Below are 24,577 nucleotides of genomic sequence, written 5' to 3'. Positions count from 1 at the left end.
CGACAAACCCGCCCGACCGTTGGGTCCCGACTGCCCCAACTGCACACCTGCTGGTAGGGGCCGACAAGCCGCGGTGAAGTGGGCGACCTGGCCTCGCCGACCTGTCTCCGCTAGCAAAGCCCGGCGAGCTTGTACAACACCAGCGATCCCGCCACCGCCACATTGAGACTGTGCCCGGTGCCCACCATCGGGATCTCCACCGCCACGTCGAGCAGCTCGAGTCCCTCCGGCGGAATCCCGTCGATCTCGTGACCGAGCACCATGACCGTGCGCTTCCGTGCGGTCGGTAGATCGGCCAGCCGGATGGATTCGTCGGTGAGCTCCACGCCCACCACGGCCGAACCACCCGCCCGCTGACGCGCCAGCCAGCGGTCCACTCGCCCGTCCACCCAGTGCACACACTGCCGGTGGCGCAACGTGTTTCCCTGGTTCAGCGCGTCCGGCACCCACGGACGGCGCGGCACGGCCATACACGCGCCGACCGCGTCGCAGGTGCGCAGCAGCGTGCCGAGATTGGCACTGTGTTTGGGCCACAGCGGCGCGGCGATCAGATGATTCCAGCAGCCGTGCGCGCGTTTCCGCCGCTGGTTGCGCAGTTCCGGGCGGGTTCGCAACCGCGCGGCGGTCATCGCTGGACGGGAAGACCCTTCCCCAGGGAGACAAGAAGTTTCATCGAGACGATGCTTCGCGGCGCATCGGGGCCATCGCAGAAGGAATCCGGTACCCGATACGATACCCGCCCCGGCGCACCGGAAGTGCGCCGGGGCCGGTGCTCACGGCCGCAGTACCGAGACCAGAAATTCGGTCTGGTCGTAGACGGCCTGCTCGAAGACATCGTCGAAGTACACGTCGAAATGCCCGACGGGATAACGCTTCACGACCGCGTGCTTGGTGCGCTCGGCCGCCTTGAGCGTCGGCTTGGCGGGCGCGATCGAATCGTTGTCGGCCACCGCGTAGAACACCGGCACCTTCAGCGACTTGGCATGCCTGCCCGGTGAGTCGAACAGAGCGGGAAAAGCGATGCGCGCGGCCACTTTCGGCTCGTAGGTCTCGCTCTCCTCGGCCAGCCTTCCGTGACCCTCCGGCACGTCCGCGGCGCTCATCAGCGCCGCGGCCCGCTTGCGTCCGGCCAGCTTGATGCGCACCGGCTTGCGCCGCAGCGGGCCGACGATCAGGTCAGTGGCGGCGAGGGTGGTGACCTTGGTCATGCTGATCGGCCCCTTGGCCCACGCCGAAGCCCACCCGCTGGTGAACGGCACCTGGGCGACCACGGCGGCGATGTAATCGTCCTCCGGCGCCACCGTCAGCACGTGCCCGCCGCCGAAAGACGTACCCCACAGCGCGATTCGGGTCTTGTCGATGCCACGCAGCGTGCGCGCGAACGCGATCGCGGCCCGCCAGTCCGCACGCTGCCGCGCGATGTTCAGCAGCTGACGCGGATCACCTTGGCTCGCACCGAAATGTCGATAATCGAATACCAGCACGGCCATGCCCGCGGCGGCGAATCTCCGTGCGTACCTGTCCAATCCCATATCCCGCGTGCCCCCCAGACCGTGCCCCATCACCACGAGCGGACGGGGCTTGGGGACGCCTGCGGGAGGATACAGCCAGGCGGCACACTGCTGTCCACCTGAGGGAAAACTGACCTCGAGACGTTCCATGACGTCTAACCGTACTGGCGCGAGCGGTCGCTCACCTGCCGGGGAGTATCCTTGCACGCGCGGACGAGTTGGTCGGGCGGCCGCGGCGATGGGAACGGGCACACTGGTGCCGCTGCCCGTCGCCGAGGAAAGTCCGGACTCCACAGAGCAGGGCGGTTGCTAACGGCAACCCGGGGTGACCCGCGGGACAGTGCCACAGAAAACAGACCGCCCGCGCCCCTTCGGGGGCGTGCGGTGAGGGTGAAACGGTGCGGTAAGAGCGCACCAGCGCCCCGGGTGACCGGGGCGGCTCGGTAAACCCCGCCCGGAGCAAGGTCGAAGGTCGCACTCCTCGGAGTGCGGCTGCGCAGGCGTTCGAGGGCTGCTCGCCCGAGCCTGCGGGTGGGCCGCTCGAGGCACCCGGCGACGGTGTGCCCAGATGGATGGTCGCCGCCCGGTGCGAACCGGGAACAGGATCCGGCTTACAGACCAGCTCGTCCGCCGCACTCGGCGCCCGCGATTCGCGTGATCGCGGGCGCCGAATGCACTCGCCAGAGCTCGGTGAATCAGACCAAGCAGACTGGGAAGGCGGGCGGGACCAAGACCGTGGGTATGCAGAGGAAGCCCGCGACCACCGGCGCGAGCGGGCCGAGCCACACGAAGGTCAATCCCAATCCGGCGGGCTGGACCGGCAGTGCGGGAGCCAACTCGCTCACGGGCGCGACGGGCGCGGGATCTGGGGCCGCGATCGCCCCGCCGGAACCGAGAATCAGAGATGTCGTGATGGCCGCTGCTGCGAAAGCAGTGCGCAGGCTGGTGCGTTTCATACTTCTCCCCTCGACTCGTCGATCAACCGGGTCGCCGCTACGTCGCGGGCGGGTTGTCACTCGCGGGAGCGAAGCGGCGTCTCGATTAAGCACTGGCAAGGGGGTCGCTGACCACCGGTCGGTCCGCTGAGCGGACCGCGCGCCGTTCACGTGCGGCCCGCGTCGGCGGGGCTCAGCAGAGGTACTTGGCCGTGGTGTAGATGGCCTGCGCTTCTTCCTTGGTCGCGGTGGCCGGGCCGGACTTGGTGCGCTCGACGATGCCCTGGACGACGGCGTCCTCGGCCTTGCCGTCCTTGATGTCCTTGCACGTGCCGGTGAAGATGTCGGCGACCTGCGCGTCGCTGCGGCCGTCGGCCAGCTTCGGGAAGGCGCTGCGGTAGCTCACCACGAACATGCCCGCCTTGGCGCTGTCGGGCACGGCGGCGCCGTTGGGCTGGGCGGCGGGGGAAGCGGCAGCGGAGGTGGCGGACGTCGCGTCGGTGGCCTTGTCGTCGCTGCTGCAACCTGCCACGAGCAGGGCGAAGAGGGCAGTGCTGACCGCGATGGCGGCGGAAGTTCTTCTCACGGTGCGGGATGCTAGCGGCACCCGACGAAAGTCGCCTTCCGTGTGGTTAACGGAAGGCGACGGGCGTGTGGCGTTCTCTGTGAGATCAGGTGGGATCGACCATGAAGACCTGCGCCCAGTAGGCAGCCTGCTCGGGGCCGAGCAGCGGCATGAGGTAGTCGAAGATGATCGATGACATCAGTGCATAACTCCCAATTGTCGACGTACGGGGTCACTTCGGAATGGGCGGTGAGATCACGGCCCGCACCGGCCCCGAACCCTAGCAGTCCGGCGCGACACGACGAGCCGGGCCGGGCGGTTTGTACGGAACTGGCTAGATCGTGACCTTCGTCATACAGTAGTCGCCGTTGGCAGGCCCGATGCCGGGCTGCAACGGGCCATTCATACTTCGATTGCGGAAGCAGGTCTCAACTCTATGCGGGTAGTTCGTTCACTGGTCGCCGGCGCGCTCATCGCCGGGGCCGCATCGGTTTTCGCCGCCCTGGGCGCCGGGTCCGCCAATGCGGTCGCGCTGACTCCGCTTCCCGGCGGGGTGCAGGTCGACCTCAGTCCCGCCGACACCAAGTGGGTGGCCGAGAACAATTTCGGCCTGACAATTGCCGGTCTTCCGCATCCGTCGGCGTCCTCGTTCGGCGAGGCGCTCGATGCCGCGGCCGACCTGTCCGCGACGTATCCGACAGGTCGGGTGACGTTCACGGTGTTCGGTCCGTTCAACGAGCTGAACGGCACGATGCTGGCACTGCAGTAACGTATTTCTACGTGGAACTGCACCAGCGGATCATCTCGGCGCCGGTCGATTTCGGCGCCATCCGATCCGAATTCGGTTTGGCCTCGGCGTACCCCGCCGAGGCCGCCGTGGAAGCCCGCGACGCGGTGGACGCGTTCGCGGGCGACCGGATCGATCGCACCGATATCGAGCTGGTGACGATCGACCCGCCGGGCGCCATGGACCTCGACCAAGCCCTCCACCTGGAGCGCAGCGCCTCCGGTTTCACCCTGCACTACGCGATCGCCGACGTCGGCGCCGTGATCGCCCCCGACGGTGCGCTCGCCAGAGAATCGGGCGCGAGGGGCCAGACTTACTACCTCCCGGACGGCACGGTGCCGTTGCACCCGCCCGTGCTCTCGGAGGGCGCGGCGAGCCTGCTGCCCGAGCAGACCAGGCCCGCGGCCCTGTGGACCATCGAACTCGACGAGAACGCCGAACCGCGGACCTGGTCGGTGGCGCGTGCGACCGTCCGCTCCCGCGCGCGACTCGACTACGCGGGCGTCCAAGCCGACGCCGACGCGGGCCGGCTGCACCCCTCGATCGCAGCCCTGCCGGAATTCGGCACGCGGCGCATCGAGGCCGGGCTGGCCCGCGGCGCGATCGGGCTGCGACTGCCCGCTCAGAGCGTCATCCGCGACGACGCGAACGACGGACACTGGCGGCTCGTCCTGGAGCCGCGCACCGCGGCCGACGACTGGAACGAGCAGGTCTCCCTGCTGACCGGCATGTGCGCGGCGCGCATCATGCTCGACGGCGCCGACACCGGAGGGCAGCGGATCGGCCTGCTGCGCACCATGCCGCCGCCCGCTGAATCCGCCGTCGCGTCCCTGCGCCGCACCGCCGCGGCGCTGGGCGTGGCATGGCCCGCGGATCAGCCGGTGGGCCGCATGCTGGCCGGGCTCGACCCCAACACCCCCGCCGCCCTGGTGCTCATGTCGGAGACCACCGGCCTGCTGCGCGGCGCCGCCTACACCGTGGTGAACGGATCGGAGCCGGAGGATGTGGCGCACGGCGCGATCGGCGCCCCCTACGCCCACGTGACGGCTCCGCTGCGCCGCCTCGCCGACCGCTTCGCCACCGAGATCTGCCTGGCGCACTGCGCGGGCGTCCCGGTGCCGCAATGGGTTCGGGACGGACTGGATCCGACCGTCGACACCATGAAGCGCACCGACGGAGTCTCCGGCAAGGTGGACCGTGCCTGCATCGACCTCACCGAGGCCACCCTGCTCGCCCAACGCCCCGACGCCGAGTTCGATGCCGTGGTCGTCCGCGAGTCCAACGGCAACCGCCCCGCGGAGGTCTTCATCGCCGACCCACCGGTACTCGGCCCCTGCACCGGCACCTCGCCCGAAGGCGCGGCCGTCCGCGTCCGCCTGACCCGCGCCGACCCGGTCACCCGCAAGATCGGCTTCGCCTTCGTCGCCTGAAGTCCTCGCAGACCGTTCACACCCCTCGCAGCGGTTGTACGCGCTGCGAAGGGTGTAGACGGGGTGCGAAGTGTTGCGGGACGGCTGGGGTTTACCAGAGGCTGGTCGAGAGTGCTTCGGCGGCTTCGGGGTAGCGCGCCAGGGCGCGGTCGGCGGCGGTGTGCTCGGCCGCGGTGAGGCGGCGGTAGGTGGTGGTGTCTTCGCCCGCTGCTTCGGCTTGCGCCGCCCGCTCGATGATCGCCTCGCCGGATTCGATCGCGTCGCGGTGGTCGCCGAGCACGGTCTGCAAGCGCTTGGCGCGATGGCCGAGATCGGCGGCGGAGTCACCGATGATCTTTTCGGCGGCCTCGCTGGAATACCGTAAACGCTTGGCGCTCTTGCGGATATCGTGCAGCGTCTCGATGCGTTCGGCCCCTGGCACCGACGGCTCGTGCCGGATGAGCGCGTCCAGCCGCTCGTGATCGCGCAGCAACACCACGCCGAAGAAATCCGTGGCGGGCACCGCGGCGCGGGTGGGCCGCAGCGGCGGTTCGGTGCGCCAGTGGGTCAGGCGCTTGCGCAGCGCGCGGTAGCGGTCGGTGTCGAGCGCGGCGAGCACCTCGGCGTGCGCGGCGTCGTAGCGCGCGCGTTCGGCCGCCACCAGCCGGTCGGTCACCACGTCGGCGTCCGGCACCTCGTCGCCGTGCTCGCTGAGCAGGTCGGCGAAGCGATCGGCCCGCACCTCCGCGTCGCGGGCGACACCGAGCAGCGCGGCCAGCCATCTCAGCTCCGCGCCGATCTCGGCGGCGGGTTCCTTGCGGAACAGGCTGCGATACGAGCGCAGCACACTGCGCAGCCGCCGCGTGGCGACCCGCATCTGATGGACCGAATCCGGCGCGTCCGCGCGCACATCGGGCTCGGCGGCCAGCAGCCGGTCGACATCGTCGCGCAGCGCGGCGATGAGGGCGTCTCCGGCAGCGGCCACCATGGCTCAGCTCACCTTCGCGAAGTCGTCGGTGGCTTGGACCAGCCGGTCGACGATGCCGGGCTCGTTGGCCGCGTGGCCCGCGTCGTCGACGATGTGTAGTTGCGAACCGGGCCAGGCGCGGTGCAGATCCCAGGCGCTCACGGCCGGGCAGACGATGTCGTGGCGGCCCTGCACGATGACGACCGGCAGATGCGAGAGGACGCCGACATCCCGCAGCAGCTGCCCTTCGGTCAGGAAACCGCCGTGCCGGAAGTAGTGGTTTTCGATGCGCGCGAACGCCAGCGCGAACCGCGGCTCACCGGTTTCGGCGACTCGATCCGGGTGCGGCAGTAGCGAACTGGTGGCGCCCTCCCACACCGACCACGCGATCGCGGCCGCCGTGGCGACCTCGGGATCGGGGGAGTGCAGCAGCCGGTGGTACGCCTCGACCAGATCGCCGTCGCGTTCGGACTCCGGCACCGGTGCCAGGAACTTCTCCCACTCGTCCGGATAGACGTTGCCCGCGGCGCCGTTGTAGTACCAGTCGATTTCCTTGCGCCGCAACAGGAAGATGCCGCGCAGCACCAGCTCGGTGACGCGCTCCGGGTGCTTCTGCGCGTACGCCAGCGCCAGCGTGGAGCCCCACGAGCCGCCGAACACCTGCCACCGGTCGACGCCGAGATGCTCGCGCAGCGCCTCGATGTCGGCGACCAGATGCCAGGTCGTGTTGTGCGCGAGGTCGGCGCCGTCGGCGATGTGCGGTGTGGACCGCCCGCAGCCGCGCTGGTCGAACAGCACGATGCGATAGGCCGAGGGATCGAAGAACTGCCGGTGGAACGGTGCGGTGCCGCCGCCGGGGCCGCCGTGCAGGAACACCACCGGCTTGCCCTCGGGGTTGCCGCTGACCTCCCAGTACACCGACTGGCCGTCACCCACGTCGAGCAGGCCCGATTCGTACGGCTCGATCGGTGGGTAGAGGGTGCGCATCACAGGCCCACGATGATCGAGGCCAGGTCCGGCGTCTGTAGCGCCTCGATGGCCTGCTGGTGCACGTCCGGGCAGCTCTTGACGGTGACGGTGTCGACGACGGCCTTGTTGCCGAGCACGTCGATGCCGTTCTGCAGACCCCACGGGTGGACGATCAGATTGAGGCCGATCCGACCCAGCGTCGGGCCCTGCACCCGGAAGTTGGACAGTTCGGGCCGGATCGCGTCGCACAGCTGCTTGGCGGCGGCGTCGGTGACCTCGGTCGTCGGCTTCTGGGTGCCGGTGCCCTGGGCGGTCGTGGTCGCCGACGCGGGCGCCGAGGTGGTCGTTCCGGTGCTCCCGGTGGGCTCGGGGTTCCCGTTCGTTCCGCACGCGGCGAGTGTCACGGCGGCGAACGCGGCGACCACCAGCGAAGTGCTACGGGAAATCCAACGGCGGTGCGGCATCGGTACCTCTGCTCGTGTCGAGAATGTCGGCATCGAGTCTGCCATTGTTTGCTGTGAGCGGCCCGTACCGCTCGGTTTCCGCACCGAGGCGGCCCCCAGGTGACGGGCAGCGAGGCCGGTCGAGCGGCGCGACGGGAAGCCCGCGCCGCTCGACCGGTCGTTCGATCAGAAGCTGTGCTCGGCGGCGGGGAAGACGCCGCGGCGCACCTCGTCGGCGTAGGTCGCTGCCGCCGTGCGCAATTGGTCGCCGACCTCGGCGAACCGCTTGACGAACTTGGCGGTCTTGCCGCTGGTGTAGCCCGCCATGTCCTGCCAGACCAGCACCTGGGCGTCGCACTCGGCGCCCGCGCCGATGCCAACGGTCGGGATGGTCAGCTTGCGGGTGACCTGCCCGGCCAGCTCGGCGGGAACCATCTCCATCACCACCGAGAACGCGCCCGCCTCCTGCACCGCGATGGCGTCGGCGATGAGCTGCTCGGCGCCGTCGCCGCGGCCCTGGACACGGAAGCCGCCGAGGGTGTTGACGCTCTGCGGGGTGAAGCCGATGTGCGCCATCACCGGGATGCCCGCCGCGGTGATCATCGCGATCTGCTCGGCGACCCGCTCGCCGCCCTCCAGCTTCACCGCGTGCGCGCCGCCCTCCTTCATGAACCGCGTCGCCGTCGCCAGCGCCTGCTGCGGGGAGGACTCGTAGGTGCCGAACGGCAGATCGGCCACCACCAGCGCGTGCGGAGCGCCGCGCACCACGCCGCGCACCAGCGGGATCAGCTCGTCCACGGTGATCGGCACCGTGGTGTCGTACCCGTACACCACGTTGGCGGCGGAGTCGCCGACCAGGAGCACCGGAATGCCCGCCTCTTCGAAGAGGCGGGCCGAGGAGTAGTCGTAGGCGGTGAGCATCGCCCAGCGCTCACCGTCGGCCTTCATCTGCTGAAGGTGGGGGACTCGCGTCTTGCGCCGTGCCTTCTTGGTCTCGGCTCCAGCCGCGCCGTAGGCAGGGGTTTCCGCATCGGATACGGACATCATCGTCCCTTTCGTATTGTCGCCTCGAGGCCCTGGCGGGTCCCCGGGTTATCTGACGCCTCCAGTGTGCCACCCGTCTCGACCGCCGCTTAAGGGCGCCGAGCGGTGCGATTGGTCACAGGATCGGGCGTTCGCGCGATGGTGACACCGGGCGCGGAGTGCTAGTTTCACGGCCGACGCGCCGCGGTGTCGTCGTGCCGGTAGACCCGCGGGAGCGGGCGGGGGAATGGGGAGTCGCCGTCGTGATCGAGCCGATGTCGCCGAACGAGCCGACCGTGATCGGTCGCTACCGCATCCTCGGGGTGCTCGGCGCGGGCGGAATGGGGCGGGTTCTGCTCGGCGTCGGCCCGGACGGCCGCTTCGTCGCGATCAAGCAGATCCATCCGCACCTGGTCGACGATGCCGAGTACCGCGCGCGATTCGAGCGCGAGATCAGGGTCTCGACGCGTGTGTCCGGCGCGTTCACCGCCGCGCTCATCGACTTCCAGCTGACCGGTCCGGCCCCCTGGCTGGCGTCGGTGTTCATCTCCGGGGTGCCGCTGGATCGCGCGGTCGACGACTTCGGACCGCTGCCGCCGCCCGCCGTGCGCATCTTGGCCTCGGGCCTGGCCTCGGCGCTGCATTCCATCCACGGCACCGGCCTGATCCATCGGGACCTCAAGCCCGCCAACGTGATTCTCGCCGCCGACGGTCCCCGGGTGATCGACTTCGGCATCGCCCAGCCCACCGAGGCCGGCGGGCTCACCGAGGCCGGTGCGCTGATCGGATCGCCCGCCTACATGTCGCCGGAACAGGCGACCGGCGAACCGCTGACCGGCGCGAGCGACATCTTCTCGCTGGGCACGCTGCTGTTCATGGCCGCGACCGGCGAGAACCCGTTCGCCGCCGCCTCGGCCCCGTACACCATGTTCAACGTCGTGCATCGCGAGGCCGAGCTCGACCTGGTGCCGTCCGAGCTGCGGGACCTGGTCGGCTGGTGCCTGCGCAAACACCAGGACGATCGGCCGACGCCCGCCCGGATCCTGGACTACCTCGGGGTCCTTCCGGTGCAAGCGCGGCCGTGGCCCGCGGCGGTGCATGCCGAGATCGAGGCACGCGGCGCGCGTCTGACGCAGGCGGTCGCCGACCCGGAGGCGACCCAGGTCATCACAGGGTCGGCGCTCACCGGCGGGCCTCAGCACCGGCCGCTTCCCGTCGTCGCGCCGACCCCGCCGAGACGGCGCGTGAACGCTCGCCTGGCAGTGGTGTTCGGTGTCGTCGCGCTCGCGCTCGCGGCCGGGGTGACGGCGTTCACCCTGCGCGGGGGAAACGACGCCGTCTCAACGCCCGCGGCGGCCGGTCCGACCGCGACCGTCCCCGACGCGGCGCAGCTGCGCGGAGTCGACGCCTGCGCGTGGCTGCGGGCGGCGCTCGGCCCGACACTGCCCGCCGACGTGATGGGCGGCGCCCCGATGGCCGCGGATTCCTGGGTGTGGCAACCGACCTCGGCCTGGGGGTGCGACGGCTCCTCCGCCGCGGGCCGGATGACCCTCACTCTCGGGGCGGCCACGGAGGGGTTCACCGCGACCGGTCGCATCGTCAACGGCTTGGCACAGGTGCGGCGCGGCGCCGACTGCGCCCTCGGCGTCGACAACGGCCCGGCGGCGCGGCGGCTGGGCATCGTCGTCGACACGGCCGCGCGCGGTGACTGCGCGTTGGCCGAACACACGCTCACGAGCTTGACCGCGACACTGGGCGAGCTGCCCCGCGACCCGGCGGCGGCGCAATCGCTGTCGTCCGTGGATCCCTGTGCGCTGGTTCGTGATTCGGAGTTGTCGGCGCTGGGCGTGACGGGACAGGGCGCGCTGTCGGCGGCGCACGAGTGCCGATGGCCGGGCGGTGCGCGGCTGCGGGTCACGCTCGCGCAGCTGCGCACGGGAGACCTGTCGCTGCTGTCGAAGCCGGTGGACCTCGGCGACGGGATCGTGGTGTTCGACGAGGACTTCACCACCCTGAATCAGTGCGCGCGGATGTACCGGTTCCGTTCGCTGGGTGACACTTTCGTCGAAGTGCTCACCGTGGAACTCGCCGATCCGCAACGCAAGCGAGAACAGCTGTGTCCGCTCGTGGACGCCGCCCTCGCGCCGATGGTCAGCCGCTTGCCGTCGCGGTGACAGCGGAACCGCTGGCCCGAACCGGTCCTCGGTGATAGCGTCCGCGGAGAACAAGGGAGGAGCCGGACGCCGCCGAGTGTCCGGGTGGAGGGGACTTCGTGCTGTACCGCTCGCGCCGCATACTGGCGCTCCTCGTGTTGACGGCCGGACTCGGCACCGCGTGCGCCGGAACCGATGTCGCTGATCGCGACCCGTACCCCGTGCATCCGGTCCAGGGCGACTACGACGACACGCCCAGTCTGGCCCGCGGCATCCTGGTCGAATCGCTGCGCATCGGCGAACGCCTCCTGTTCGCCGACCGGATCGATCCGGACCTGACCCGGGGACGGGGCGGCGGAGTGGTCGTCGACCATCGCGGGGTCCGGGAACTGCTGTCCGGAGCACAGCTGCGGGCGCTGTCGTCCTTCGACGTCTACGCCGGATTCGGCGCCATCGCCGCCGATGTCGACCAGCACAACGCGGAGGCGAAGAAGTCGCTGTCGATCACGATCCTGTCCTTCGCCGACGAGGCGACCGCCGAGCAGGCCGCCGCCGCCATGGCCGCGGAGGATTTCGCCGCCAACGTCGACAACGTCCCGGTGCCCGTCCCCGGATTCCCTGCGGCCCTGAGCCATTGGCGGCCCGGCATCTCGACGGTCGGCAGCTGGATGGTGTGGAAGAACCTCGTACTTCGGGTGTTCGCGAAAATCGCCGAACCGAACGAACAGCAACTCACCGATGTGGTGAGCCGGACATATACCGCGCAGCTCGCCGAACTCGGCACGTTCACGCCGACTCCCGTCGCGGACCTGCCCGGTCTGCGGCTCGACCGCGACGCACTGCTGCCGCGGCTGGTCAAAACGGGCGACTACGCCCCCGACAAACAGACATTCGCCGTGTACGGTCCGCGCGCCTACGCGCTGCTTGTCGACCATCCCGCCCGGCAGGCGCAGGAATATCTGGCAGGCGGGATCGACGCGGTGGCGGTGTCGCACAACAAGTTCCTGTATCGCACCGCCGGTCCCGACTCCGCCGCCGCGTACGCCGAGCAGACCGTGCAACGCCTCACCGCCGGGAACTACGTGGCGATGTCCGGCCCGAGCGACGCTCACTGCTTCCGGCGGCTGCGTCCCAGTGTGGAGGCGATCGAGGCGCGGCGGTTCACCTGCCTGATCGTCGAGGGCCGGTTCGTCACCCAGATCTTCAGCAACGACGATCCCGACATTCGCTGGCTGGCGCAGGCGCAGCAGGCCGTGCTCGCGGAATCCCGATGATGGTGCAGAGCGAGGGCGCGGCGTGAAACCGCTGGGACCACAGGACCCGGGCCGGCTGGGCCGGTACCGGATGCTGGCTGTGATCGGCCGCGGCGGCATGGGCCAGGTGCTGCTGGGGCAGGCGGGCGACGGACGACTGGTGGCGGTGAAGCAGATTCACGCGCACCTGACCGGAAGTTCGGAATTCCGTGACCGTTTCCGCCGCGAGGCGATCGCCTCCCAGCAGGTCACCGGCGCCTACACCGCGGGCGTCGTCGATGTCGACACCGATGCCGAGAACCCTTGGCTGGCTTCGGAATACATCGCTGGCCCGGCATTGCAGGAGGTGGTGGACAGCTTCGGACCGCTGCACCTCAGCGGGCTGAAGCTGCTGGCCACCGGCCTGGCCATGGCGCTCATCGAGATTCATCGCACGGGCCTGGTGCACCGGGATCTGAAACCGAGCAATGTGCTGCTCACCAACGAGGGTCCGCGGGTCATCGATTTCGGCATCGCCAGGGCGCTGGAAGACGACGTGCAGCTGACCGCGACCGGCACCGTGGTCGGGTCGCCCGCCTACATGTCGCCGGAGCAGGCCGAATGCAGTCCGCTGAGTGCCGCGAGCGACATCTTCTCGGTGGGCACGATTCTCGCGATGGCGGCGACCGGAGCCAGCCCTTTCCAAGGGGTTTCGACGCCGCAGATCCTCTACAACGTGCTGTATCGCACGCCCGACACCAGCGGCGTCCCCGGCCCGCTGCGGCCGGTGGTCGACGCCTGCCTGGCCAAGGATCCGGTGGCGCGGCCTACCCCGGAGCAGCTGCTGGAGGCGGCCGGAGCGATCGCCGCGGAACCGATGTGGCCGGTGCGCGTCCGCCGCCGCATCGCCGAAACACAGGACGAGGCCATCCGGTGGGCGACCGGCGCCGCCGTTGCCGCAGTCGAAGACCCACCCGACTCGCGTAATCCATTGCGGCGTAATCATCTTCGGGTGATCGCTGCCATGGCCCTCGCGACGGTGCTCGGTGTCGGCGCCGCGCTCGCGTGGGGGAGCGGCGTGACCGGGCACGCGGTCCCGATGTCCGAACCGGCGCTGGCGCTGACGCCCGACGAGGCCAGGCTCCTCGACCCGTGCAGGCTGCTGGAGCCCGATGTGCTCGGCGAGTTGGGCACTCCCACCGCGGAGCTCGTGGAAAACGGCAACAGCTGCGACATCGCCTATACGACCGCCGACGGGAAGAAGGTGTCCTTCGGTGTGCGGCTGGGGATTTCGGTGCGGGAGACCCGCGAGATATTCTCGATGACGGGTACGGCACTGGGATGGATGCCGTTGCTCGGCGACGACACCGAGGCGCGCATCTGTGAACGGGCCGTGCTGACGCAGAACGGGGTGTCCATGGCGGTCCGGGTACAGGCCCACATGACCGCGGCAGGCAACGGCTGCCCGTTCGCCGAACGCGCACTGAGTGCGGTGGTGCGCCGATTGTCGGTGAATCCGCCGCTGCGGGAGGTGCCCGACGACTCCGTACTTCGCCTCGATCCGTGCGCGATACTCGACAGGAAAACCGAGCTGGACGCACTCGGCGATCCCGCCAAGCGAGAACAGAGCTCCCCGCACGGCTGCCAGGTGACCGGCCGGGATTGGGGCATGGATTTCGCACTGAAGGAAGCCCCGCGCCCGGACAGCGCCGCCAGAGCGGCCAAGTCCGGGCTCGGCGTGAAGAGCACCAGGGAGATCGGCGGCCGCACCGTCTTCGTCGAGGAACTTCCGTACCGGTGCTATCTCACGCTCATGGTGCGTCCGACTCGCGGCGACAAGGCCGAGATCGTCCACATCGACCTGTTTCCCGCACCGGACAAGATTCAGCCCGGCGCCTGTGATCGCGCCGCGCGGGTGATGAGTTCCGTCATTCCGAAGTTGCCGAAGTCATGAACATCGAACCGCTCGCCGCCGACGCCCAGCGGCACATAGGCCGTTACCACCTGCTCGCCACCCTCGGTCCCACCGTGGTGTACCCGGCCTTCCTCGCCGTCGGCCCGGACAACGGCGTGTTCGTCGTCCGGACGGCGCCGGAGTTCCTGCGCACCGAACCGGCATTCCGTATCGGGCTGCGCCACGGTGCGGTGGCCGCGACCCGGCTCGCCGGATCCCACGTCACACCAGTGTTCGACCTGGACGCCGATGCCGAGGTGCCCTGGGTCGCTGCGCCTTTCGTCGCGGGCGTCGGGCTGAACGAGGCGGTCACGGCGCACGGTCCGCTCGCGGAGCAGGCCGTCCGCACGCTGGCCGCGGCGCTGGCGGACGCGCTGTGCACGATCCACGCCGCGGGCCTCGTGCACCGTGCGCTGCGGCCGGACACGGTCACCCTCACCGGGGACGGCTTGCGCCTCACCGATACCGGACTGCCCTCCGTCGCCGACTTCGCCGAAGCGGCGCGCCGACCCGACGCGATCGCGGGCCCTCCCGACTTCCTGTCGCCCGAGCAGACGATGGCGGCCGAACTCACCCCGGCCTCGGATGTGTTCGCCTTCGGCTCGGTGCTGGCGTTCGCCGCCTCCGGTGCGAGCCCGTTCGCCGCCGCCTCGGTGCCGTACACACTGTTCAACATCGCCCAGCACGAGCCCGATCTGAGCCGGGTACCCGAGTCGCTGCGCCCGCTGATCGCGGCATGTCTGCGCAAGGAGCCGCGGGCCCGCCCGACCGCCGCCCAGTTGCGCGAGTACCTCGCACCGCAGGCCGCGCCCACGCCCTGGCCGCCCGCGGTGCTGGACACCATCGGGCGCCGGGAACAGCAGGTCGCCGGTCTGCTCGCCGCGCTTCCCGCGGATCGGGAGACTCCCGCGCGCAAGCCGGCGGCCGTGCTGACCGACTTCGCGCGCGCCGGCCGTCGTCGCGTCGAAATGCTGAGCAAGCGCGCCAGGGTCGCCTCGGCGATCGGGTTGGTTGTCCTGCTGGTCGCGGCGAGTGGCGGGTACTTCGTGCTCAGGGAGGATCCGCCTGCCGGGCCTCTCACCGCACTGTCCCTCGACCAGGCGCGGCGCATCGATGCCTGCGCCTGGCTGAAATCCGCGCTGGGCGAATCGATTCCCTTGCAGGCGGGCCCGGTGCCCACGGCGGCGTGGAAGCTGGCGCCGACCTCGGACTGGGGCTGCTTCGGCAGCGCGAATCGCCACTCCATCAGGCTGACGCTCGGGGAACACCTCGAGTACATGACCCCGCACCGGACCCTGGTCGACGGCGTCCCGGTCATCTACGGATCCTCGGCCGCGTGCACCCGCGCCATCGCCAACGCCGGCGCCGAGCGCCGAACGGGCATCGTGCTGAGCCTCTCGCTGCCGTACGACCGCTCGGAGAAATGCGATCCGGCGATCGATGGGGTCGCCGCTGTGCTCGCGCGGACCCTCGCCGCGGCGCCCGCCAACCCGGATGCCGAATCCTCGCTCGTTCGATTGGACCCGTGCGCGCTGCTCGACCGCGATTCCGTCGACGCCATGATCGGCCCGTTGCCGCCACAGCCGACGATCGCCGGCGCCCACACATGCGCGTGGTCGGGCCGCATGGAACTTCAGTTGACTATGTCCCGTGGCGAGGTGGACGACTCCGCCGCGACCACCGTCGACGGACTCGACCTCTACCCGGACAAGCCGTCCTCCGACCGCGCCTCGTGCGAGATGAGCTACCGATTCCGCGAAACCGAGCCGGCGGAGGCCGAACTCGTCGCGGTCGAGTTGAGCGGTGCGGCGGGGGCGCGGGACGAGTATTGCCGGATGGCCGAACGGGTGCTGGTGTCGGCCGTCGCACAGCTGCCCGGGCGGTGAGGTCGCCGCGCCGGACAGTGCTGGTGCCGGGTCCAGAACGGTCGGCGCCGTAACCGACCGAAGGCCCCCTCCATCCCGCCAGACCGACCGGACGTGACCTTCATTCACCCGACCTGCGTGCCTGGTGGACCGACCGGGGTGACGTTGGTCGTGGTGAACTGGCTGACGGTGACCTTTGGTTGGATTGTGTGCCCAACGTATGTGGACAGGTACCAGGCCGGCGTGATCGCGAAATGGCATCAACCGTTCGGTCCTGGATCGTCGGGCCGAGTGCGCGGGATCTGCGCTCGCGGTGTGACTCTCGCCGATCGGCGCACCCGACGGCACGGGCTATGCTCGTTGTTCGACGCTCGAGTGGGCCGGTCGAGTTGCGCAGGTAGCCGGATGGAGGATCCGGTTCGGGGGGAGGTGTCCCGCTATGAGCGGTGATTCGGTGAACGTGGATCCGGAACGGATCCGCACGCACGCGGGAAACGTGGAAAAGCTGGCCGCACCGTTGGCCCAGGCACTGGACGCCGCCCAAGCGGTCTCGGCCCCCACCGATGCCTTCGGAAACATATGTTACGACCGAACTCGAGCCTAACTGTTATTTCGTCAGGAAAGGAACGGATAGAAGTGGCCCACGCGCGAATTGCGGAGATCTTGACCAATCCGAAGACGGCACTCCAGACGTATGTGCATCAGGATTTCGGGCCGATTTATGAATTCCGTCTGCCGGATGGCGGGGCCCGCTGGGGGCAGGACGGTAGATTCATCGGATTCGTAGATTAGACCCGTGGACAACGCTCATGAGGTCCTACGACGTATCGCCGCTGACGGAGGATTGGTCGAAGTAGTCGCGCATGGCACCAGTTGGTCGGACTGGAATACCTTGGTGCACCGTTTACGAAGCGAAGGTTTCGGCACCAGACTGACGCGCGAAGGTGACGAGATCGCGTTGGAGGTAACATCGAATATTTTCTCCGAAAGCTCTGATATTTCGTACACGCTTACGGTTGAGATAGGGCGGCAGATCTGGACATCGGCGTTTTTCGAACAATCATCGATCGACCTTCAATGCGATGGTGCGACGATTCGCACAATTGATGATCTGGGCAATGTGTATAGACTTATGAAGGTGATGTGGGAAGTCGCCCGAACCAGGGTCATCCTCGTTCCTGAAACGATCTATCCTGAGCTTGTCCAGCCGTGGATAGTGATCGAGGCTCCTTGACGCGTTGCAGAGGAAATAATCAAGAAGGGCACCCGGCAGTCGAATCCGGACAACAAATACCAAATGTTCGAACGTTGAATGGCAATCAACGGCCTGCGTACGAACTACCGCTTGGTCGTCGATGCGACAGACGGCAATAGCATCGTCACCATGTTTCCGATCGGCGGTAAGTGAGATGGTCGCCTTTGTCTTCTCGGTGGACGACGACCCGCAACATAGTGGGTTCTCGTTAGGGCACTTGGACGTCTGCGGCAGCGCTGGGAGGGTCACCACCCGCGGTCGTCAATTCCCAGACGAACGAATGATGGTCTATCCATCGGCTTTGCTATTACTGGCGGGCGCGCGCATCCTCGCTGACCGCAGCAAAGGCCAGGGATCTTTCGAGGGCATCGACTCCACCTTCACCCTGAGGTTTGCGTTGCAGAAGGGGAAGGTCGAAACCTGGCATGGCAGGACAAAGGTCGACGTGTCCTGTCTCGGCGACTTCCTCGACGCTGTCCGCGAAAGCGCAAAGACCCTGTACGCGCTCGGTGCCGCTGAAATCGAGGAAGATCCCAAGCCTATGGAGGACTTGGCAAGAGGGATTGCCGGTTTCGAGGCATGGCAGGCGGCTCGATCCTGACTTGCTTGAAGAGAACCCGTGGAGGGACACAGCAGTGCTCTGCGCAAATGAACGAGTGAGTCACCAGGAAGTGGGGCAGCGGATGGACCATCTGGACTTCCTTGCCGATGCAATCGCCTCCAGCCGAATCGTCGGGTTGGCTCGAGGCGTCGGCCTGGTCGATGTCGAAAAGGTTTTCGAGGGCGAGCGGTACGTGGACCATGTCAACAGGCGACGGACTGTTATGAACCGAGATTACGGTCTTGTCGAATTCGGGGTGGAGCGCAGTAGCTCCATGTGGGTCTGCCGCAGTTGTTCTATCCAACTACACCGTCTCGGCTTCGAAACAACTGTTCCTTCGGTGATTGCAGAAATGTGCGGGAGCTTTCCTGAGGTCGTGGAGTTCGATGATTTGTTGCGGACCCTTCGCGACCGCGGCACTGAGGTGGAACCCACGGGCGTTGACGGCGACTATTCGTACTATGCCGTGCCGACGTCGCTCAGCAAGGTGGCGGTATCGAAAGGGCGAATCTGGCAGATTTCCCTTTGGGAGTACGGCTTCGCGCACAAGGGTTGACCGAACTAGTGGAACCGCCACTCGCTCGGACGCGGCACACGCGTCAACGAAGCGTCGGGACAGTTCGGGTGCGTCGTCCGACGTCGCAGAGGTTTCACGCGCTTCGCAGAGGTTGCACTCTCTGCGAAGCGTGTGGGAGGTCTGGGAGGAACGACCAGCGCCCGCGGCGCGTGGGGGTGGACAGCTCCGTCAACCCCTCCTGGCAGGATCGAACCATGCGAGTGCGGCGTGGGCGTGGTGTGCTGGTGGCGGCGGTGCTGGCCGTGGTTGCGGCCGGGTGCACCGTCGAGCGGGCGGAGCCGAAGGGGCCGATGCCGCCGCCGGGGGCCGGGTTGGAGCGGTTCTACGGGCAGACGCCGGAGTGGGGGGAGTGCGCGGGGTTCGGGGATCCGGACGATCGGTTCCCGCCGAACGCGCAGTGCGCGAAGATCACGGTGCCGGTGGATTACGCGGATCCGGACGGGCCGACGGCGCAGATTGCGGTGAGCCGGATCCCCGCCTCGGGGGCGAAGATCGGGTCGCTGCTGATGAACCCGGGCGGGCCGGGGGTGTCGGGGCTGTCGATGGCAGGCATCGCCAATCGCACGCCGCTGTCGGAGCGCTTCGATCGGGTCGGGTTCGATCCGCGCGGTGTCGGCGCGTCGACGCCGTCGATCGCGTGCCTGACGCCGCAGGAGGCCGACTCCGAGCGCGCCGAACGTCCGGACGACAACACTCCCGAGGGCATCGCGGCCGCGCAGGCCGAGAACAAGGAGTACGCCGACAAATGCGTCGAGCGCAGCGGTGACGAGCTGCTCGCCCACGTCGGCACCCGCGAGGCGGTGCAGGACATGGACGTGATCAGGGCGGTGCTCGGCGACCGGAAGCTGACCTACCTCGGCTACTCGTACGGCACCAAACTGGGCTCGCTGTACGCCGAGCGGTTCCCGGACCGGGTGCGAGCGCTGGTGCTGGATGGCGCGGTCGACTCCTCGCAGGATCCGGTGCAGGAGTCGCTGCGCCAGGCGGCGGGTTTCCAGACCGCGTTCGACGCCTACGCCCAGAACTGCGCGAAGGAACCGGACTGCCCGCTCGGCGCCGATCCGGCCCAGTCCGTCGCGCGTTTCCGCGACCTGGTGAACCCGCTGTGGGACCAGCCCGCCGAAACCACCGACCCACGCGGCCTCAGCTACAACGACGCCATGACCGGCGTAACCCAGACGCTCTACTCCGACGACCTGTGGCAGGTGCTCACCCTCGGCCTGGACGAACTGCACGACGGCCGCGGCGACACCCTCCTGCAATTGGCCGACATGTACGACGGCCGCCGCGACGACGGCACCTACAACAACACCCAGGACGCCTTCAACGCCATCCGCTGCGTCGACGACCCGCGGGTCACCGATCCGGCGGTGGCGGGCCGCCAGGACGCCGAGTACCGCAAGGCCGCCCCGTTCCTGGACGACGGTCGCGGCACCGGCCAGGCCGCGCTGGAACTGTGCGCGAGCTGGCCGGTCCCCAACAGCGGCGAACCGCATCGCATCTCCGCGCAGGGCCTGCCGAAGACCGTCGTGGTGTCCACGACCGACGACCCGGCCACGCCCTATCAGGCGGGTGTCGACCTGGCCGCTCAACTGGACGCCGCGCTGATCACCTTCGACGGCAACCGCCACACCGCCGCGCTGGTGGCGGGCAATCAGTGCCTGGATGCCGCGGTGATCGCCTATCTGGTCGACTTGACGATTCCCGAGTCCGGACTGGTGTGCTGACGTCGAGGGGGCTTGCCGAGGCGATGTCGGGATCGTCCCGGGATTCCGCGCCCGAGGGATCGGCGGCAGGCATTGCGGGCCAAGGGCACACCAACCTCACCGTCGCACGATGCCGACGGTGAACTTCGTTCCGAATAGCCGCTCTCCTGCCCGAAACGCAATCCCGAGCCCGGATGTAACACGGATTTAACGCCAGGTGCTTACGCTCGCGGACATGGATCGCCAGAAGGAATTCGTGCTGCGGACGCTCGAAGAGCGGGACATTCGCTTCGTGCGGCTCTGGTTCACCGACGTCTTGGGCTACCTGAAGTCTGTCGCGATCGCCCCCGCCGAGCTCGAGGGCGCTTTCGAGGAGGGCATCGGCTTCGACGGCTCGGCCATCGAGGGCTTCGCCCGGGTATCGGAGGCCGATATGGTCGCCCGCCCGGATCCTTCCACTTTCCAGGTGCTGCCCTGGGCCACCAGCAAGGGCCACCAGCACTCCGCGCGCATGTTCTGCGACATCACCATGCCCGACGGTTCGCCGTCCTGGGCCGACCCGCGCCACGTGCTGCGGCGGCAGCTGAACAAGGCGGGCGATGTCGGGTTCAGCTGCTACGTGCACCCTGAGATCGAGTTCTTCCTGCTGAAGAACGGCCCGCAGGACGGCACCCCGCCCCAGCCGGCCGACACCGGCGGCTTCTTCGACCAGGCGGTGCACGACGCGGCCCCGAACTTCCGGCGCCACGCCATCGACGCGCTCGAGTCGATGGGCATCTCGGTGGAGTTCAGCCACCACGAGGGCGCGCCCGGCCAGCAGGAGATCGACCTGCGCTACGCCGACGCGCTGTCCATGGCCGACAACGTGATGACCTTCCGCTACCTGATCAAGGAAGTGGCCATCGACGAGGGCGTGCGGGCCACCTTCATGCCCAAGCCGTTCGCGCAGTACCCCGGCTCGGCGATGCACACGCACATGAGCCTGTTCGAGGGCGAGAACAACGCGTTCGCCGACCCCGACGACCCGATCAACCTCTCCGAGACCGCCCGTGCGTTCATCGCGGGCATCCTGGAGCACGCGCCGGAGATCAGCGCGATCACCAACCAGTGGGTGAACTCCTACAAGCGGCTCATCCACGGCGGCGAGGCCCCGACCGCGGCCTCCTGGGGCCGGTCCAACCGTTCCGCGCTGGTGCGCGTGCCGATGTACACGCCGAACAAGTCGTCCTCGCGCCGGGTCGAGATCCGCAGCCCAGACTCCGCCTGCAACCCCTACCTGGCGTTCGCGGTGCTGCTCGCCGCGGGCATGCGCGGCATCGAGAAGGGCTACACGCTGCCGCCGGAGGCCGAGGACGACGTGTGGTCGCTGACCACCGCCGAGCGGCGCGCGATGGGCTTCCGTGAGCTGCCAGGGACCCTCGACGAGGCGTTGCAGGCGATGGAGCGCTCGGAGCTGGTCGCCGAAACCCTCGGTGAGCACGTCTTCGACTTCTTCCTGCGCAACAAGCGCCGGGAGTGGGCCGACTACCGCAGCCAGGTGACCCCGTTCGAGCTCAAGGAGTACCTCGGACTGTGACCTGGGCGCGCGAGCCGGGCATGTAGTTTTAGACTATGGTCCGGCCACCGTCTGCGCGTTCAGCTGTTCCCGGCGTCGGTCGGCTCGGATTGCTCGAGCCGACAGCCGCAGCTTCGCTGCGCGAATTGGGCTGGGACAACGTCGAAAGCATTCCCGTCCTCTGGTCGCTGTCCAGGGCGCCCGACGCCGACTTGGCGCTGAACACCCTGATGCGGCTCCGCGAGGGTCTCGGAAGCGACTGGGCCGCAGTGGATTCCGCGCTGCGTTCCGACAAGTCCCTGCGCGGCAGGCTGTTCGCGCTGCTCGGATCGTCCAGCGCCTTCGGCGACCACCTGGTGGCCGAGCCCGCCTCCTGGCAGCTGCTGCGCCGCGGCGAGCTGCCCAAGCGCGAGGACGTGCTCGCCGACCTGCTCGACGCGGTCGACGCGGTGCCCGAAGAGGGGCCGAATGCCGGTCCCATGCTGTTCCGCGCAGGTATCGCCGGGCCCGATGCGGTGGCGCTGCTGCGGAGGCGCTATCGCGATCAGCTGATGGTGCTCGCCGCGCTGGATCTGGCGGCCACCGTCGAGAACGAGCCGGTGCTGCCGTATCAGGTGGTCGGCATGCATCTCACCGATCTGGCCGACGCCGCGCTCACCGCGGCGCTCGCGGTCGCGGTCGCGCGAGTCTGCAAGGACGAGCCGTGCCCGGTGCGTCTCGTGGTGATCGCGATGGGCAAAAGCGGTGCGTGCGAACTGAATTACGTCAGCGACGTGGACGTGGTGTTCGTCGCCGAGCCCGCCGACGCGATCGCGACCCGGCTGGCCGCCGAGACGATGAGCGTGGGCAGCCTGGCCTTCTTCGAGGTGGACGCGGCGCTGCGCCCGGAGGGCAAGCAGGGCGCCCTGGTGCGCACCCTGGAGTCGCACCTCGCCTACTACAAGCGCTGGGCGCGCACCTGGGAGTTCCAGGCGCTGCTGAAGAACCGTCCGATGACGGGCGACCTCGAGCTCGGGCGCCAGTACCGCGACGCGGTGATGCCGATGGTCTGGACCGCCTCGGAGCGCCCCGATTTCGTCGCCGATGTGCAGGCGATGCGCCGCCGCGTGGAGGACCTGGTGCCCGCCGACCTGCGCGAGCGTGAACTCAAACTCGGCCACGGCAGCCTGCGCGACGTCGAATTCGCCGTGCAGCTCCTGCAATTGGTGCACGGCCGGGTGGACGAATCACTGCACGTGCAGGGCACGGTGGAGGCATTGACGGCGCTCGCCGCGGGCGGCTACGTCGGCAGAGATGACGCCGCGAACCTGACCGCCTCCTACGAATTCCTGCGCCTGCTCGAACACCGGCTGCAACTACAGCGGCTCAAGCGCACCCACACGCTGCCCGCGGTCGACGACGAGGAGGGCATGCGCTGGCTGGCTCGCGCCGCCCACATCCGTCCCGACGGCAGGCAGGACGCGGTCGGCGTGCTCGCCTCCGAGATCCGCCGAAACGCGGTGCGGGTGAGGCGATTACACGCGAAGCTGTTCTACCGTCCGCTGCTGGACGCGGTGGCGCGGATGGATTCCGCCGCGCTGCGGCTGAGCCCGGACGCCGCCGTCCGGCAGCTGGCCGCACTCGGCTACGCGGCGCCGGAGAACGCCCTCGGCCACCTCAAGGCGCTCACCGGCGGGGTCTCGCGCAAGGGCCGCATCCAGGCGCTGCTGCTGCCCACCCTGCTCGAATGGCTCGGTGACACACCGAATCCCGACGCGGGCCTGCTCGCCTACCGCCGGGTGTCGGAGGGGCTGGACGACCAGATCTGGTTCCTGCGCGAGCTGCGCGACGAGGGCGCGATCGCACAGCGGCTGATGATCGTGCTCGGCTCCTCGGAGTACCTGCCCGATCTGCTGATCAACGCGCCGGAAACGATCCGCATGTACGCCGACGGTCCTGGCGGCTCGCTGCTGCTCAGCCCGCAGCCGGAGGACGTCGCGCGCGGCATTCTCACCGCGGCCTCCCGCTACGAGGATCCGAAACGCGCTGTGGCGGCGGCCCGTTCGCTGCGCAGGCACGAACTCGCCAGGGTGGCCTCGGCCGACCTGCTCGGCATGCTCGAGGTGCCGCAGGTGTGCCGGGCGCTGTCGTCGGTGTGGGTGGCGGTGCTGGAGGCGTCGCTCTCGGCGGTGATCCGGGCGTCGGAGGCGGAGACCGGCGCGCCCGCGCCCGCCGACTTCGCGGTGATCGGCATGGGCAGGCTCGGCGGGATGGAGCTCGGCTACGGCTCCGACGCGGACGTGCTGTTCGTCTGCGATCCGCGCCCCGGCGAGGACGAGACCAAGGCCGTCAAATGGGCCATCGGCGTCGCCGAGAAGGTGCAGCGGCTGCTGGGCGCGCCGAGCACCGATCCGCCGCTGCACGTCGATGCCGGCCTGCGGCCGGAGGGTCGCAACGGCGCGCTGGTGCGCACCCTCGCGGCCTACCGCGCCTACTACGAACAGTGGGCGCAGCCGTGGGAGGTGCAGGCGCTGCTGCGCGCCCACCGGATCGCGGGCGATCAGGAGGTCGGGTTGCGCTTCCTGCACGTCATCGACAAGGTGCGCTACCCGGTGGGCGGCGTCTCGGCGGAGGCGGTGCGCGAGATTCGCCGCATCAAGGCCAGGGTCGACTCCGAACGCCTGCCGCGCGGCGCGAATCCCGCGACGCACACCAAGCTCGGCCGGGGCGGTCTGGCCGACATCGAATGGACCGTGCAGCTCATGCAGCTGCGTCACGCCCACGAGGTGCCCGCGCTGCACAACACCTCCACCCTGGAATCGCTCGACGTCATCGAGCAGACGAAACTGCTGGACGCCGAGGACGTCGAGTTGCTGCGCGATGCCTGGCTCACCGCGACCAAGGCGCGCAACGCGCTGGTCCTGGTGCGCGGAAAGGCCACCGACCAGCTGCCCGGCCCCGGCCGTCTGCTTTCGGCGGTCGCGCGGGTGGCGGGTTGGCGCAACGACGACGGCAGCGAATTCCTCGACAACTACATGCGCATCACGCGGCGCGCGAAAGCGGTGGTGGAGCGGGTCTTCGGTGCGTGAGG

At 69.0% G+C, this 24,577-nt stretch carries 21 protein-coding genes, 1 other RNA gene and 1 pseudogene; 15 read left to right on the top strand and 8 right to left on the bottom strand.

The genetic code is table 11. From position 1 onward, the window contains the following. Nucleotides 1-110 precede the first annotated feature (110 nt). Both NL1_RS15890 and NL1_RS15885 read right to left on the bottom strand, forming a co-directional pair. Nucleotides 111-629 (bottom strand): TrmH family RNA methyltransferase, encoded by a 519-nt coding sequence (locus tag NL1_RS15890; protein WP_067840133.1) that lies wholly within the window; start codon nucleotides 627-629, stop codon nucleotides 111-113. Nucleotides 630-773: 144 nt separating this feature from the next. Continuing rightward, nucleotides 774-1,661 carry an alpha/beta hydrolase gene (locus NL1_RS15885; protein ID WP_067840131.1) on the bottom strand — a complete coding sequence of 296 codons (888 nt, stop codon included), beginning with the start codon at nucleotides 1,659-1,661 and terminating at the stop codon, nucleotides 774-776. Nucleotides 1,662-1,725: 64 nt separating this feature from the next. Here NL1_RS15885 and rnpB point away from each other — a divergent pair. Further along, nucleotides 1,726-2,141, top strand: an RNA gene (rnpB, locus tag NL1_RS15880) — RNase P RNA component class A. A gap of 65 nt (nucleotides 2,142-2,206) precedes the next feature. Here the strand turns inward: rnpB and NL1_RS15875 are convergent. Continuing rightward, nucleotides 2,207-2,467, bottom strand: coding sequence for a hypothetical protein (locus NL1_RS15875; protein ID WP_067840130.1), 261 nt, complete (start codon nucleotides 2,465-2,467; stop codon nucleotides 2,207-2,209). A gap of 172 nt (nucleotides 2,468-2,639) precedes the next feature. Next, nucleotides 2,640-3,032 (bottom strand): hypothetical protein, encoded by a 393-nt coding sequence (locus NL1_RS15870; RefSeq protein WP_067840128.1) that lies wholly within the window; start codon nucleotides 3,030-3,032, stop codon nucleotides 2,640-2,642. A 415-nt stretch (nucleotides 3,033-3,447) separates the two neighbouring features. Between NL1_RS15870 and NL1_RS15865 the strand changes: the two genes are divergently transcribed. After that, nucleotides 3,448-3,780 carry a hypothetical protein gene (locus NL1_RS15865; protein WP_067840126.1) on the top strand — a complete coding sequence of 111 codons (333 nt, stop codon included), beginning with the start codon at nucleotides 3,448-3,450 and terminating at the stop codon, nucleotides 3,778-3,780. Nucleotides 3,781-3,791: 11 nt separating this feature from the next. Further along, a complete protein-coding gene (locus tag NL1_RS15860; protein WP_084510635.1) occupies nucleotides 3,792-5,228 on the top strand; it encodes an RNB domain-containing ribonuclease in 1,437 nt (478 codons plus the stop codon). A 91-nt stretch (nucleotides 5,229-5,319) separates the two neighbouring features. Here the strand turns inward: NL1_RS15860 and NL1_RS15855 are convergent, their stop codons facing one another. From NL1_RS15855 to panB, 4 genes are all read right to left on the bottom strand, one after another. Then, complete coding sequence (locus NL1_RS15855) at nucleotides 5,320-6,195, bottom strand: CHAD domain-containing protein (RefSeq protein ID WP_067840124.1); 876 nt, start codon at nucleotides 6,193-6,195, stop codon at nucleotides 5,320-5,322. A gap of 3 nt (nucleotides 6,196-6,198) precedes the next feature. Beyond that, a complete protein-coding gene (pip, locus tag NL1_RS15850; RefSeq protein WP_067840122.1) occupies nucleotides 6,199-7,161 on the bottom strand; it encodes a prolyl aminopeptidase in 963 nt (320 codons plus the stop codon). Continuing rightward, entirely contained in the window at nucleotides 7,161-7,607 is a 447-nt protein-coding gene (locus NL1_RS15845; protein ID WP_067840120.1) for a hypothetical protein, read from the bottom strand. The genes pip and NL1_RS15845 overlap by 1 nt, the downstream gene beginning before the upstream one ends. A 165-nt stretch (nucleotides 7,608-7,772) precedes the next feature. Further along, nucleotides 7,773-8,630 (bottom strand): 3-methyl-2-oxobutanoate hydroxymethyltransferase, encoded by an 858-nt coding sequence (gene panB, locus NL1_RS15840; protein ID WP_067840171.1) that lies wholly within the window; start codon nucleotides 8,628-8,630, stop codon nucleotides 7,773-7,775. 194 nt (nucleotides 8,631-8,824) lie between these two features. Between panB and NL1_RS15835 the strand changes: the two genes are divergently transcribed. From NL1_RS15835 to NL1_RS15795, 12 genes and pseudogenes are all read left to right on the top strand, one after another. Then, on the top strand, nucleotides 8,825-10,783 hold the full coding sequence (locus NL1_RS15835) for a serine/threonine protein kinase (protein WP_156094879.1): 1,959 nt from the start codon (nucleotides 8,825-8,827) through the stop codon (nucleotides 10,781-10,783). A 98-nt stretch (nucleotides 10,784-10,881) separates the two neighbouring features. Continuing rightward, entirely contained in the window at nucleotides 10,882-12,036 is a 1,155-nt protein-coding gene (locus NL1_RS15830; RefSeq protein WP_067840116.1) for a DUF7373 family lipoprotein, read from the top strand. 22 nt (nucleotides 12,037-12,058) lie between these two features. Continuing rightward, entirely contained in the window at nucleotides 12,059-13,948 is a 1,890-nt protein-coding gene (locus NL1_RS15825; RefSeq protein ID WP_067840114.1) for a serine/threonine-protein kinase, read from the top strand. After that, on the top strand, nucleotides 13,945-15,834 hold the full coding sequence (locus tag NL1_RS15820; protein ID WP_067840113.1) for a serine/threonine protein kinase: 1,890 nt from the start codon (nucleotides 13,945-13,947) through the stop codon (nucleotides 15,832-15,834). Before NL1_RS15825 ends, NL1_RS15820 begins: the two co-directional genes overlap by 4 nt. Nucleotides 15,835-16,252: 418 nt before the next feature. Beyond that, on the top strand, nucleotides 16,253-16,417 hold the full coding sequence (locus NL1_RS40210) for a type VII secretion target (RefSeq protein WP_156094878.1): 165 nt from the start codon (nucleotides 16,253-16,255) through the stop codon (nucleotides 16,415-16,417). Next, nucleotides 16,387-16,605 (top strand): annotated as a pseudogene (locus tag NL1_RS40500) (tRNase toxin domain-containing protein); the annotation flags it as partial. The gene NL1_RS40210 and the pseudogene NL1_RS40500, both read left to right, overlap by 31 nt. Nucleotides 16,606-16,609: 4 nt before the next feature. After that, nucleotides 16,610-17,047: a hypothetical protein gene (locus NL1_RS37575; RefSeq protein ID WP_156094877.1), complete on the top strand. Its 438-nt coding sequence runs from the start codon at nucleotides 16,610-16,612 to the stop codon at nucleotides 17,045-17,047. A gap of 175 nt (nucleotides 17,048-17,222) precedes the next feature. After that, nucleotides 17,223-17,669, top strand: coding sequence for a hypothetical protein (locus tag NL1_RS15815; protein WP_067840111.1), 447 nt, complete (start codon nucleotides 17,223-17,225; stop codon nucleotides 17,667-17,669). Between the two features lie 55 nt (nucleotides 17,670-17,724). After that, a complete protein-coding gene (locus NL1_RS15810; protein ID WP_067840109.1) occupies nucleotides 17,725-18,225 on the top strand; it encodes a hypothetical protein in 501 nt (166 codons plus the stop codon). A gap of 215 nt (nucleotides 18,226-18,440) precedes the next feature. Then, on the top strand, nucleotides 18,441-19,973 hold the full coding sequence (locus NL1_RS15805; protein ID WP_067840107.1) for an alpha/beta hydrolase: 1,533 nt from the start codon (nucleotides 18,441-18,443) through the stop codon (nucleotides 19,971-19,973). Between the two features lie 214 nt (nucleotides 19,974-20,187). Continuing rightward, nucleotides 20,188-21,528: a type I glutamate--ammonia ligase gene (glnA, locus tag NL1_RS15800; protein WP_067840105.1), complete on the top strand. Its 1,341-nt coding sequence runs from the start codon at nucleotides 20,188-20,190 to the stop codon at nucleotides 21,526-21,528. Between the two features lie 35 nt (nucleotides 21,529-21,563). Further along, nucleotides 21,564-24,575: a bifunctional [glutamine synthetase] adenylyltransferase/[glutamine synthetase]-adenylyl-L-tyrosine phosphorylase gene (locus NL1_RS15795; protein ID WP_067840103.1), complete on the top strand. Its 3,012-nt coding sequence runs from the start codon at nucleotides 21,564-21,566 to the stop codon at nucleotides 24,573-24,575. Nucleotides 24,576-24,577 lie beyond the last annotated feature (2 nt).

Source organism: Nocardia lijiangensis NBRC 108240 (genome assembly GCF_001613045.1).
GTDB classification, from domain to species: Bacteria; Actinomycetota; Actinomycetes; order Mycobacteriales; family Mycobacteriaceae; genus Nocardia; species Nocardia lijiangensis.
This window is presented reverse-complemented; position numbering and strand designations above follow the sequence as displayed.

Excerpts from the sequence above, each read along its gene's own strand:
- NL1_RS15890 (WP_067840133.1), bottom strand. The coding sequence starts at position 629 with ATGACCGCCGCGCGGTTGCGAACCCGCCCGGAACTGCGCAACCAGCGG.
- NL1_RS15885 (WP_067840131.1), bottom strand. The coding sequence starts at position 1,661 with ATGGAACGTCTCGAGGTCAGTTTTCCCTCAGGTGGACAGCAGTGTGCC.
- NL1_RS15875 (WP_067840130.1), bottom strand. The coding sequence starts at position 2,467 with ATGAAACGCACCAGCCTGCGCACTGCTTTCGCAGCAGCGGCCATCACG.
- NL1_RS15865 (WP_067840126.1), top strand. The coding sequence starts at position 3,448 with ATGCGGGTAGTTCGTTCACTGGTCGCCGGCGCGCTCATCGCCGGGGCC.
- NL1_RS15855 (WP_067840124.1), bottom strand. The coding sequence starts at position 6,195 with ATGGTGGCCGCTGCCGGAGACGCCCTCATCGCCGCGCTGCGCGACGAT.
- pip (WP_067840122.1), bottom strand. The coding sequence starts at position 7,161 with ATGCGCACCCTCTACCCACCGATCGAGCCGTACGAATCGGGCCTGCTC.
- NL1_RS15845 (WP_067840120.1), bottom strand. The coding sequence starts at position 7,607 with ATGCCGCACCGCCGTTGGATTTCCCGTAGCACTTCGCTGGTGGTCGCC.
- panB (WP_067840171.1), bottom strand. The coding sequence starts at position 8,630 with ATGTCCGTATCCGATGCGGAAACCCCTGCCTACGGCGCGGCTGGAGCC.
- NL1_RS15820 (WP_067840113.1), top strand. The coding sequence starts at position 13,945 with ATGAACATCGAACCGCTCGCCGCCGACGCCCAGCGGCACATAGGCCGT.
- NL1_RS40210 (WP_156094878.1), top strand. The coding sequence starts at position 16,253 with ATGAGCGGTGATTCGGTGAACGTGGATCCGGAACGGATCCGCACGCAC.
- NL1_RS15815 (WP_067840111.1), top strand. The coding sequence starts at position 17,223 with ATGGTCGCCTTTGTCTTCTCGGTGGACGACGACCCGCAACATAGTGGG.
- NL1_RS15805 (WP_067840107.1), top strand. The coding sequence starts at position 18,441 with ATGCGAGTGCGGCGTGGGCGTGGTGTGCTGGTGGCGGCGGTGCTGGCC.
- glnA (WP_067840105.1), top strand. The coding sequence starts at position 20,188 with ATGGATCGCCAGAAGGAATTCGTGCTGCGGACGCTCGAAGAGCGGGAC.
- NL1_RS15795 (WP_067840103.1), top strand. The coding sequence starts at position 21,564 with ATGGTCCGGCCACCGTCTGCGCGTTCAGCTGTTCCCGGCGTCGGTCGG.